10 protein-coding genes, 2 tRNA genes and 2 pseudogenes are annotated in these 11978 nt (G+C 48.4%); 8 read left to right on the forward strand and 6 right to left on the reverse strand.

Annotation, left to right across the window (positions count from 1 at the left end; translation table 11 throughout):
• Positions 1-224 precede the first annotated feature (224 nt).
• The 6 genes and pseudogenes from B5P39_RS09150 to B5P39_RS25245 all read left to right on the forward strand — a co-directional run.
• Positions 225-2087: an alpha-amylase family glycosyl hydrolase gene (locus B5P39_RS09150; protein ID WP_441347611.1), complete on the forward strand. Its 1863-nt coding sequence runs from the start codon at positions 225-227 to the stop codon at positions 2085-2087.
• Positions 2088-2168: 81 nt separating this feature from the next.
• A complete protein-coding gene (locus B5P39_RS09155) occupies positions 2169-4301 on the forward strand; it encodes an alpha-amylase family protein (RefSeq protein WP_088211286.1) in 2133 nt (710 codons plus the stop codon).
• A 116-nt stretch (positions 4302-4417) separates the two neighbouring features.
• Positions 4418-4801 carry an SMU1112c/YaeR family gloxylase I-like metalloprotein gene (gloA2, locus tag B5P39_RS09160; RefSeq protein WP_055647128.1) on the forward strand — a complete coding sequence of 128 codons (384 nt, stop codon included), beginning with the start codon at positions 4418-4420 and terminating at the stop codon, positions 4799-4801.
• Positions 4802-5010: 209 nt separating this feature from the next.
• A complete protein-coding gene (locus B5P39_RS09165; RefSeq protein WP_088211287.1) occupies positions 5011-5220 on the forward strand; it encodes a hypothetical protein in 210 nt (69 codons plus the stop codon).
• 161 nt (positions 5221-5381) lie between these two features.
• Positions 5382-5480 (forward strand): annotated as a pseudogene (locus B5P39_RS25240) (IS5/IS1182 family transposase); the annotation flags it as partial.
• A gap of 105 nt (positions 5481-5585) precedes the next feature.
• Positions 5586-5767 (forward strand): annotated as a pseudogene (locus B5P39_RS25245) (IS5/IS1182 family transposase); the annotation flags it as partial.
• Between the two features lie 285 nt (positions 5768-6052).
• Here the strand turns inward: B5P39_RS25245 and B5P39_RS09170 are convergent.
• The 4 genes from B5P39_RS09170 to dnaQ all read right to left on the reverse strand — a co-directional run bounded on the left by B5P39_RS09170 (position 6053) and on the right by dnaQ (position 8729).
• Positions 6053-6129 (reverse strand) — tRNA-Asp (locus tag B5P39_RS09170).
• A 56-nt stretch (positions 6130-6185) separates the two neighbouring features.
• A tRNA-Asp gene (locus B5P39_RS09175) sits at positions 6186-6262 on the reverse strand.
• A gap of 165 nt (positions 6263-6427) precedes the next feature.
• A complete protein-coding gene (locus B5P39_RS09180) occupies positions 6428-7990 on the reverse strand; it encodes a TIGR03503 family protein (protein WP_088211288.1) in 1563 nt (520 codons plus the stop codon).
• A gap of 10 nt (positions 7991-8000) precedes the next feature.
• Entirely contained in the window at positions 8001-8729 is a 729-nt protein-coding gene (gene dnaQ, locus B5P39_RS09185) for a DNA polymerase III subunit epsilon (protein ID WP_011717296.1), read from the reverse strand.
• A 70-nt stretch (positions 8730-8799) separates the two neighbouring features.
• Between dnaQ and rnhA the strand changes: the two genes are divergently transcribed.
• Positions 8800-9276 carry a ribonuclease HI gene (gene rnhA, locus B5P39_RS09190; protein ID WP_088211289.1) on the forward strand — a complete coding sequence of 159 codons (477 nt, stop codon included), beginning with the start codon at positions 8800-8802 and terminating at the stop codon, positions 9274-9276.
• A gap of 36 nt (positions 9277-9312) precedes the next feature.
• Here rnhA and B5P39_RS09195 read toward each other — a convergent pair whose 3' ends face one another.
• Positions 9313-10212, reverse strand: coding sequence for a LysR substrate-binding domain-containing protein (locus B5P39_RS09195; RefSeq protein WP_011717298.1), 900 nt, complete (start codon positions 10210-10212; stop codon positions 9313-9315).
• Positions 10213-10235: 23 nt separating this feature from the next.
• Positions 10236-10970 (reverse strand): class I SAM-dependent methyltransferase, encoded by a 735-nt coding sequence (locus tag B5P39_RS09200; RefSeq protein WP_088211290.1) that lies wholly within the window; start codon positions 10968-10970, stop codon positions 10236-10238.
• Between the two features lie 195 nt (positions 10971-11165).
• Between B5P39_RS09200 and gloB the strand changes: the two genes are divergently transcribed.
• Positions 11166-11969 (forward strand): hydroxyacylglutathione hydrolase, encoded by an 804-nt coding sequence (gene gloB, locus B5P39_RS09205; protein ID WP_088211291.1) that lies wholly within the window; start codon positions 11166-11168, stop codon positions 11967-11969.
• The last annotated feature ends 9 nt before the right edge of the window (positions 11970-11978 follow it).

Below are 11978 nucleotides of genomic sequence, written 5' to 3' on the forward strand. Positions count from 1 at the left end.
AAAATTACTTGAAGGGTACTACGCATTCACAACTTGGTAGGAAGTAAGGAACACTTATGATCTTCAAACGACAACATCTTTTACTTAGTATTAGTCTGCTATTAAGCTGGAATACACAAGCAGATACTATTGGCTCTACAGCTTTATTATCAGCAAACCTTATTCCTACAGAAGAGAGCTCAACGGCAGCTTTAACAATCGAGCCGCTCTCTTGGTGGGCTAGCATGCATAATCCTAAGTTGCAATTGATGCTGCACAGCAGTGCCCTGCCTGCGAATGCTGCGCAGCTTAAGGTTGAGATTGCTGGCAAAGATGTGTTGTTTGAAGGGATTGAACAGACGGATAATCCCCATTATTTGTTTATCAATTTAGACTTGCGCCAAGCCAAGCCGCAGACCTTTGATATCCGCATTCTCGATGGCGACAAGCAGCTCTTGCAACTGCCCTACACTTTAGCGGCACGGGCAGAAGACAGCCGCGAACGCCAAGGTTTTAGTAATAAAGATGTGATTTACCTTATCACTCCAGACCGATTCGCCAATGGCAACCCAAGCAATGACAACCAAACCGATATGCTCGAGCATGCGGCGCCTGAAAATTCCGATGGTCGCCATGGCGGCGATATCGAAGGTATTCGCCAGCACTTAGACTACTTAGCCAAACTGGGCGTCACTCAGCTGTGGATCAACCCACTGCTTGAAAATAACCAAGCCCAATATTCCTATCATGGTTACGCCATGACCAATCTTTATCGGGTCGATCCGCGTTTTGGCAGCAATCAGGATTACCAGAGGTTAGTCACTGAGGCCAAACAACGTGGCCTAGGAGTAATTAAAGACGTGGTGCTTAACCATATCGGCTCAAACCATTGGTGGCTAAAAGATTTACCGAGCAGTGATTGGCTCAATGTCCCGCAAAAATCCAATGTCACAGCCACCCAAACGGCTCCTACGGCCAGTTTTACCAGCCTCAGTTCTACCAGCCCGAGCTTTACCAGCCATAGACGCACCACAGTGCAAGATCCCTACGCCGACACGCGGGATAGAAGTGACTTTGTCGACGGTTGGTTTGTCGATTCAATGCCCGATCTTAATCAACGCAACCCAAAGCTTGCGACTTATCTTATTCAAAACAGCATTTGGTGGGTGGAATATGCGGGGCTTTCGGGCATTCGCGAAGACACCTACTCCTACGCCGATAAAGCCTTTTTAGCCCAATGGTCAAAGGCGTTAATGGCCGAATACCCGAATTTTAATATTGTCGGCGAAGAGTGGACCGCCAATCCCATTACTGTCTCCTATTGGCAAAAAGGCAAAATCAATGCCGATGGCTATAGCTCGGATTTACCGAGCCTGATGGACTTTCCACTCTATGAAAAGCTGCTTGAAAGCCTGAACGAGCCAGAAGGCTGGGATACAGGTTTTATCAAGCTTTACGAGATGTTAGCGAATGATGTGGTGTATGCGAACCCAAGCCAGTTAGTCCTCTTTGAAGGCAACCACGACACCAATCGGATTTATAGTCTGCTGAAAGAAAACCTGCCGCTGTACCAAATGGCCCTCACCTATGTGTTAACGGCCAAACGCATTCCACAGCTGTTTTACGGTACCGAAGTGTTGATGACTAGCCCGACCGAAGGTCGCCACGACGGTGTAGTGCGTAGCGATTTCCCGGGAGGCTTTGCCAATAGCAAGGTCAGCGGTTTTAGCGATAAAGGGCTAAACGCAAAACAGCAGCAAGCACTTGCGTTTGTGCGCACCCTACTCAATTACCGTAAACATTCAGCCGCGCTGCAAACGGGCGATTTACTGCACTTTGTGCCGCAAAACGGCATTTATGTGCAATTTCGCTGCGCGGCAAAACATGCCGCAGCGGGCAATGCCTGCTACCAAGCCGATGCGGATAAAGTGATGGTGATTTACAACAAGAATGACCAAGCACAAACCCTGGACTTAAGCCGCTTTAGTAAGGTATTGGCAGGCAATACTTCTGCTAATTCAGTTTTCACTGGGGATAAGTTCATGCTGAATCAATCACTTGCTCTGCCCCATGCTGGCGTTATGCTGCTTGAGCTCAAACACCTATAACCCGTAAATGAAGCAGCTAAGCAATACATAACAGCGCGGCCAAACCATAGTTTGGCCGCCAAGTCAGTAAAGGAATCTAGGTTGAATTTTCTATTATCTAACAGCAGCAAACGTCGCGCTTATCGCTGGCAACGGGGATTAAGCGTACTGGCCCTCAGCAGCATTAGCGCTTTTAACGCCATGGCCGCTCAAGTAATCACCACTCAAACAATCACTACTCAAGCAACGGCGTTACAGGCAGTGGCAGCTAAAACTGTGCCTGCCAATCCAAATGTAGGCGAAGGCGAAATCCTGCCAGCCCATCACAATGCCGAGCAAGCAAATAAGTTTAAACCCGTTGTTTATCAAATTTTTACCCGGCTCTATGGCAATAAAAACACCACCAATAAACCTTGGGGCACGATTAGCGAAAACGGTGTGGGTAAATTTAATGATATTGATGACACAGCACTCAAAAGTATCAAAGACTTAGGCGTTACCCATGTGTGGTATACGGGTGTACCCCACCACGCTTTAATTGGCGATTACAGTGCGATTGGCGTGAGTAATGATGATCCCGATGTGGTTAAGGGACGCGCCGGTTCGCCCTATGCGGTTAAAGATTATTACAACGTAAACCCCGATTTAGCGGTCGATCCCGCCAAGCGCTTACAGGAGTTTCAGGCACTTATCGAGCGTACCCACAAGCAAGGCTTAAAAGTGATTATCGATATAGTGCCCAACCATGTGGCGCGTAATTACCATTCCATCACTAAGCCCGAGGGCGTGCGCGATTTTGGTGAAGACGATAATCAAACCCTTGAATATGCAAAGCATAATAACTTTTATTATGTGACGGATAAAAAGCAATCCTCTGGCTTTCAAGTGCCCGATTTGCCTGATAGCCTCAAACCGTTAGGCGGTGAATCGCATCTCCTAAGTGATGGTCAATTTAAGGAAATCCCCGCCAAATGGACGGGCAACGGCTCACGCCTCGCCAAGCCGGATATGAACGACTGGTATGAAACCGTTAAAATCAATTACGGTGTCCGCCCCGATGGCAGCCATGATTTCCCCGCACTACCGCCACATTATGCCACTCTCGGCGCCGAGCAGCACTATGCTTTTTGGCAACAACATAGTCATGAATTACCTAACTCCTGGATCAAGTTCAATCAAATTGCCCAGTATTGGTTAGCGATGGGAGTCGATGGATTTCGTTACGATATGGCCGAAATGGTGCCAGTCGAATTTTGGAGCTATTTAAATAGTCATATAAAACATAGCCATTCCGAAGCTTTTATCTTAGCTGAGGTCTATAACCCCGCGCTGTATCGCGATTATATTCAGCTCGGCAAAATGGACTACCTCTACGACAAGGTCGCTCTTTACGACACCCTCAAAGCCATTATGGCAGTACAAAAAAGTACCGCGCAGATCGCCGCGGATCAGGCTAAAGTGCAAGATATCGACTCGCATATGCTGCATTTTTTAGAAAATCACGATGAGCAGCGCATCGCCAATGCCGCCTTTTTAGGTAGCTTAAGTGGTAATGCCTCAACAGATGCGGTCGATCCCCGCTACGCCCTGCCCGCCATGGTGGTGTCAGCAACCTTAAGTACCTCACCCACCTTGATTTATTTTGGTCAAGAAGTAGGAGAAGCGGCGACGCAAAACCTAGGCTTTGGCCATGCTTCGCGCACCAGTATTTTTGATTATGCGGGTGTACCCGCCCATCAGCGCTGGATGAATCAAGGTAAGTTTGATGGCGGCCAATCAACCACGACAGAAGTCGCGCTGCGCACCTATTACCAAAAACTGCTAAACCTCAGCACAGGGAAAAATACGCCCGCGCTCTTAGGGCAATATGACTCGCTGGATGCTGCTAACCGCAGCGTGGTAGCGGCTGCAAAGGCTAGCAATAAGGCTAACAATGGCAGCGCAACGGGTTATGATGACTCAACCTTCGCCTTTGTCCGCTTTGAGGCTAATACAGCCGATAACAAAGGCCAAAAGCTGATTATTGTCAGTAACTTTAGTCAAACCCAAACCAAGTTATTTTCCCTTAAACTGCCCCAATCTCTGATTGCGCAATGGCGGTTAACCGATGCAAGCTATCCGCTTAAGGATTTACTGGAAGACCATACGGCGCAGTTAATCGTCGAACAAGGTGAAGGACAAGTTCAGCTGCAGCTTGCCCCTCTGTCCTCCGCGATATTTGAACTCGTCCATTAGCCAGATAAGGTAAGATAAAAGATCAAAGGTCAGCACCAGAGTCACACACAGTTGTGACTCTGGTCTTTTTAAAACACACTAGCCTAAACATCAGTTAAACAGTACAGAGGCAAGCCATGTTACTCGGCATTCACCATGCAGCGATTATTTGCAGTGACTATCAAAAGTCCAAACACTTTTATGTGACGATTCTTGGCCTTAGCGTGCTTGCAGAGCATTATCGTGAGGCGCGCCAGTCCTACAAACTCGATTTACAACTGCCGGATATGAGTCAAATCGAGTTGTTTTCCTTCGACAATCCTCCCAAGCGCCCTAGCTATCCCGAAGCCTGCGGTCTTAGGCACCTTGCCTTTCGCGTCGCATCGATTGAAACGGCTATCGAGCATCTTACAGCCCATCATATCGCCGTCGAACCTGTCCGCATTGACGAATACACTGGCAAAAAGTTCAGCTTCTTTAGCGATCCCGACGGCTTACCCTTAGAGTTATATGAGCTATAACCTGAATCCTCAATGTATTAATAATGTAAATAAAACAACGCACTAAAATAGCGTACTCACGCAACGAATAAGATGAATAAAGCTTAATTACGCCAAGGGATATTTAGCAGTAGACTCAATGAAGCGGCGCAGCACTAGCTCATCGTTTGACCAACATGGCGCAGTAACTGGTCGGCGCTTACTAAACGCTAATCACAGAGGAGCTCAAGGTGTTTGATAATCCAGCAATATTGTTATGGAGTTTAGTTTTCGGCCTCTTTGGTCTAGGCTTTTTCACCTACGGCAAGCGCCAAGCCGCCCCCATCCCACTAGCCGTCGGCCTCACCCTGATGATTTATCCTTATTTTGTCACCAATCTCACGCTACTTATCGCCATCGGCATCGCCCTTATCGCACTCCCCTATTTTGTAAGAATATGATTTGGGGTAGTTGAAACACTCTAAACCAGAAATAGGTGTTAAAGATGGGAAAAGATAAAATAGTTTAGTTAAGGGCAAACATGTGGTCCCTACAAGGCTTTGTTTCCTAAATCGGTAGCCACTGTTCAAAACGACATTGCCTATCAACTACTCCCTCAAGCATGCCAAAACCTCGCATTAAAACGACTAACTGGAAACAATACAACCAAGCCTTGATAAACCGCAGTTCGCTTACCTTCTGGAACAATGAGAGCGCTATTGTCTAGTGGAAAGTGAAGAAGCATGGTACAGATGGTAAACACCGGGTTTCGTGCAAACTGCATATCGCCGTTGATACCCACTCGCAGTGAGTTTTCAGACGCTTTATTTATTATTCAAATAAGAAATGTAAACAGCGCCATGGCCATCACCGCCGTTCAATCTTAAAAACGGCTATGTACAAAATAAAGCACAGCTGGGTGGCGGCGGTTTAAGTATGTGAAATGACTACGCTCAAGTTGTAGAAACTTACGCCATGCACAAGGCGCTGAATAAACTTACGGGGCTAGACATGCCTTCTATATATTATTTGATATTCAAACCATTAAGAAGAATTTTGTGCAGTTATTCGATTTTAAAAACAAGGCCACACCGACCTTCAGTAATAATTTTCGTCTCCCAAATAGTAAAATAACGAATACTGTTGTTAACCGACAAAGTATTAAGGAATGACCCTCGGTTAGAACTGATTTGTTGTCACGAAATGGTCACGGTCACGAAGAGTGGAATAGGATTGTAAAGGAAATAAAATCCAAAAGCCCATGCTGTTTAATCGCATGGGCTTCATGAATGTTGGCGGAGCGGACGGGACTCGAACCCGCGACCCCCGGCGTGACAGGCCGGTATTCTAACCAACTGAACTACCGCTCCAAACTTTTATTATACCGCTACTAGAGCACTATAATTTTAACTTTCAACAACTTGACTGGCGGAGCGGACGGGACTCGAACCCGCGACCCCCGGCGTGACAGGCCGGTATTCTAACCAACTGAACTACCGCTCCACTCAAGTTGCGGTGAATAATACGGTTGAGCGTTCGAAGCGTCAACCGTTTTTTTCACTCAATTGCACCGTTTAGTTAAAATTTCGCCAAACTTAACAAAACCCCATGATAAATGGACAAAATATCTGCAAGCTGACGTCGAAATAGCCAAACAGTTCTGTGCTTTTATCGGCGATTATCCGGCTCATCCGGCATGGTCAAATCAATCTCATCAAGCGATGGCGCCTCTGGCTTATTCTGCCCAGCCTCATCTAACATCCGTTGCTCTGCGGCGGCAAGTGCTTGTGCGAGACTTTGACGTTTACGCCAGACAATCAGCCCCGCGACCCCAAGCAGTACTAGCACGGCATTGATGGTAATGATCCAAAACAGCGCATCCTTTTTTGCTATGGCCTCTTCCTCGGCGGCCTTTTGCGCTGCGACGGCGGCTAATTCTTCTTCACTCGGTGGCGGTTCAGGAGGCTGCACTAAGTTAAAGAAGAGTTCTGGCAAATCGAGCAGGATTTCACGGCCTGTGACTGTGGTGGTCGCCACAGTGCCTTTAATTCGATAACTGCCAAACTCAGTCACAGGCGGTATCGACAGTTCAGTGTCGCTCTCCTTAAGCCCATGAACGACAAGGGGAAGCTGTAAACCTGCTGGCCCAACAAGCTCGAATGAAAAATGGGTTTCAGCCAATTGCAGCACACTGCTATCGGCGTGCAACATGATTTTCCATCGCCCCGTTAACGGATCATCAGGGGTGATCACCTCGGCATTCACTGGGCGTGGCGATAAGGTAAAGGGAAAAGAAACCTGTCGTTCAAACACGTTATTGCGGGCTTGGACCACAAAGTCGTACTCGCCCCAGGGCTGTTTTAGATTGATATCACTGGTAAACATGCCATCGTCGGGCCTTTCATCGAACTTTTCGCCATTATCTTTATAAGAGCCGACGATAATGTCACCGGCGGCAAAGTTTTCATCTCCTGCACGATGTTTACTCACAAAATGGGCGGTCCATTCGACAAGATAATCGAGCCCCGGCATGCGCACCCGCTCCGCATCCCCCATCAATTGAGCTACCACTTTGGTTTCTTCACCTTGGAATAGCGGCTGTGGCAGTTGCTGCACTTCAATTTCAAGCTTAGAGACTCGCTTAAGTTGCGATCCCGGCACCACCTTACCCACCAGCTGCCAAGGGCCAGGCTGAGGCGATTCGATATAAATAATGTCGCCAGTAATACCATCGACCCATTTCACCGTTTCAGGGTGACGATTGGCGTACCACTTGCTGCCGTCGGGCAATACGATCACCACAGGTGCCGAACCATACTCCCGCTGGATCAACAGCGTCATGCTGCTGACCATATGATCCACCCGAAAGCGATTTTTAAGCTCAGAGGCAGTATCGATGGGCACCACTTTTCGAGTCGCTGGTTTGGGCGGCTTAGCTTGAGTGTCGTCACTCGGCTTGGCATCAACTGGCTTTTCGGCGCTAGCTTGCCCGTCAGCAGCTTTATCTGCACTCGCATTAGCCTCACTGACTGTTGGCTCACTGACTTGAGCACCATTGGGTTTTGCGACGCTTGGCTGCGCTTCTTGGGCCTTTGGCGCCATATTGGCAGGCTGCTCAGTGGTTTTAACAGCAGTAGTCAGAGCATCGGCGGCAAGCAAAGAAGCGCTCAAGCAGAGGCCGCCGAGCACTAATGTGGTATTTCGTAGGGATTCTCGCAGCGACATCGTCATAGGCAATAAATTATCCTCTCCAGAGGCATTTTCCTGATTTTGCGACTAAATCAAGACGCTTTTCATGCATAACGAGTTCATCGGCCGATGCGCTGATCACTTTAAGATTAAGTGATGCCGGATCAAAGCGTTGGATGCCCCCCGCCTCTTGACCGACTTCATCGTTAGAGAGATTGAACTTGGTCTGCCCGCCTGTCATCGCCAAATACACATCGGCTAAGATCTCGGCGTCGAGTAATGCGCCGTGATACAGGCGGCGAGAGTTATCGATACCGTAGCGCTTACATAGGGCATCTAAGTTGTTCTTTTGCCCGGGATGCAAAAATTTTGCGATATCGAGGGAGTCTAAGATCTCACAGATTTCACTGGTCTTTGGCCCTAATGGCTGCAGCAGCGAAAATTCATGGTCCATAAAGCTCACGTCGAAGTTTGCGTTATGGGCCACAATTTCGGCGCCACTGATAAAATCGATAAATTCTTGCGCTATCTGATGGAACCTAGGCTCATTGGCGACGCGTTCATCGGTGATGCCGTGAACCGCAATCGCTTCTGGGTCAATCGCTTGGCCGGGATTGATATATTGATGGAAATAACGGCCCGTTAAACGGCGGTTGATCACCTCAACACACCCTATCTCAATAATTCTGTGGCCTAAATACACTGCACCACTGCCTTGGTTCATACCCGTGGTTTCAGTATCCAAAATAACCTGACGGCTTGCGTTTGAGATAATATTCATACTTTTATGCGCTTCTTATGACATTTTTTGGTTATACTCGGCCGGTATTTACGCTGCGGATAACCATTTGATGACTGAACTAAAACTGATCCACATCTTCACCGATGGCTCTTGCTTAGGCAACCCTGGCCCCGGTGGCTATGGCATTGTAATGAATTATAAGGGCCATACAAAGGAGATGTCCGATGGTTTTGCCTTGACGACCAATAATCGCATGGAATTATTAGCCCCCATCGTCGCCCTCGAGGCGTTAAAAGAGCCTTGTAAGGTCATTTTAACCAGCGATAGCCAATATATGCGCCAAGGGATCACCACCTGGATCCATGGTTGGAAGAAAAAAGGCTGGATGACCTCGAATCGTACACCAGTAAAAAATGTTGATCTCTGGAAACGGTTAGACAAAGCCGCCCAGCTCCACCAAATTGATTGGCGTTGGGTGAAAGGCCACGCAGGTCATGCCGAAAACGAGCGCTGCGATCAACTCGCCCGCGCCGCCGCTGAAGCCAGCCCTACCCAAGTCGATGAAGGCTATCAGCCTGAGTCCTAATACCAGTACTCATTTCGGCGCTAAACGTTGCGCCGATCACTCCCGAGATAAATGGAAGAAATTGCCGCAAAACTGCACAAAGGCTAGGCCTAATGACGTGGCTTGGCGGCTCTTGTGGGTAATACGATAAAATTGTCGCTCTAGCACTAGCCCTTCAATGGTTACCAGTGCCAGCTCTTTTCGGCTGATGTCTTTATCCAGCGCCAACTCAGAGAGCACACCCAGTCCAGCCCCTTGTTTTACCGCAAGCTTAATGGCATCGGGCGTGGTAAAGCAGAATTTCGCCTCGGGCTGCATACCTAATTCATTGGCTGCATTGACAAAATATTCACGCGTGCCCGAGCCTTCCTCCCTTAATACCCAAGATTGGCCTTTGACCGCCGCGGGTTTAACCGTCTGCCCAGCGAGGGGATGCGCCGGATGGCAAAAGACGAGTAGTCTGTCCTTATGCCAAGGCTCAATATTCAAGCGATTATCGGTGCAATGTCCTTCGATAAACCCCATTTCGGCGCGAAATTGCGCGACCGATTGGATCACTTCTTGGGTATTGGTAATGGCCACATCCACATGGGTTTGCGTATGTTGCTGACAAAAGGCCACCGCCGCTTTTGCTAACAAATAGTTACCAATAGTGGAACTGGCGCTCACGCTTAAATGCCCGACTAAATCGCCGTCTTGGCGCGTGAACGCCTGCTCGATTTGCTCAACTCTATGTAACAAGTCCGTCGCCAGTGGCAATAACAAATTCCCTTGGGAGTTGAGCTGTAATCGATTGCCAATCCGCTCAAATAAACGGGCATTGAGCTGTTTTTCTAATTCGGCCAAGGCCATGGAGGTCGCAGGCGGCGATAGATTAACTTGCTCCGCCGCTTTCGCCACTTGTCCACTGCGTGCAACGGCTTCAAATACCGCAAGTTGCCTTAAGGTTATTCGCATAACAGACTCATTAATGAATGAAATTATTTGGTATGTTCGGATAAATGCCCGGTTCGACCCGCGCTCGGGGCTGTGGTCCAATTCGGCTGTAATACTTTACGTTTGTCGCGGATGGGCGTTAATGGCGACTCTAATTTACGTGCCACAATCAAATATAAGCTGCCCGCACTGGGTAGCCATGAGGCCAAGGTTTGCTGCATAAAACGGCCGTCATTAAACTCACCAATTAACGGGTGGTAGACTAAACGCTCATCGCTCACCACTTGATAGCCCAATAGTCCTAACCAATCTCGTACTCGAGAGGGCATGAAAAAACGCCCACACCAGGGTAGATTGTCCTGATATTTTGGCCATAACTTACCGAGAAACACTGGGCTTAAGGGATTAAAACCCACGATAAATAAGTATCCGCCGGCGATCAGCACTCTGTCAGTTTCCCGCAGGATACGGTATGGATCGGCTTCAAATTCGAGCAACAGACTCATCAGCACCGCATCGATCACCCCATTCTGTAGGGGTAAATGGCAAAAATCGCCAATTAACGAGGCATTAGGTTCTGAGCACAGAGAGAAATGGTGCGCAACGGGGGATGCCATACTCGAGAGATCGGCGCTTAAGGGGCCGAGTTTGAGTAAGTGGTAGCCAAACACCCTTGGCCACCAATCGGCAAGCTTATCGGCAACGGCTTGTTGGAGTGCAGGACCATTGGGCAAATCGTCCCATTGTTCGGGTTTGCGCATAGCACTGTTATACGACACAAGTCTCCTCCCTTCCCGTTACCCATATGCTTAATGCTGAATGCAAATCACCCATCTTGCCCATTACCACCTTGGCATTTGTCCCTAGCTTATGCCATGAGCAATTGCCATGGGCAATCGCAACAGTCGCCAAGTGGGCCCCTCTTATGGATAATAACCTTATCTTCAAAACGAAATACAGCGATCGGCGGTGCTATGCTCACTATAACAGCGATTAATGCCTTTAATGACAATTATATCTGGGTGTTGCGACAAGACTCCCAGCAAGCCGTATATGTGGTTGACCCAGGCGATGCCAATGTCGTGCTCGACTACTTGCGCGCCCAGCAACTCTCACTAGCGGGTATTTTGATCACCCATCACCATAGGGATCACACGGGTGGGATCGCCGCCCTAACGGCCCAAGTAAAACAGACCACAGGCCATGACTTAGCGGTTTATGGTCCACAAAGTGAAGATATTCAAGGCATCAATCAGCCAATTGAGCCAACGCTGAGTGACACACTCACCCTTCCTTTTATTGACGCGCCAGTGCGAATCCTGTCCGTTCCTGGTCATACCGCGGGGCATATTGCCTATCTGGTTGATGACGCATTATTTTGCGGTGATACCCTCTTTAGCGCAGGTTGCGGCCGCTTATTTGAGGGCACACCAAGCCAAATGTGGCAATCCTTAAGCCAGCTCGCGGCGCTGCCCGATGAAACCCGAGTGTATTGCGCCCATGAATACACCTTATCAAATCTGAAGTTTGCCCAAACGGTCGATACTGATAATGAAGCACTCAATGCCTATGTGGAGCAGGCAAGTACCCTTCGTGCCCAAGGCAAAGCCACCATTCCCTCTACGATTGGATTAGAGCTAGCCATTAATCCCTTCCTACGCCCTTTGTCGCCCACCATAGTCGACAGCATAAAAATTCAGTTTTGTGATCAAGATCTGACTAAAGCAGATGAACTGACCTGTTTTACCCTACTCAGGCAGTGGAAAGATATTTTTTAGTAAAAAACG

The sequence above is a fragment of the Shewanella sp. Shew256 genome, from assembly GCF_002196695.1.
Lineage (GTDB): Bacteria > Pseudomonadota > Gammaproteobacteria > Enterobacterales > Shewanellaceae > Shewanella > Shewanella mangrovisoli.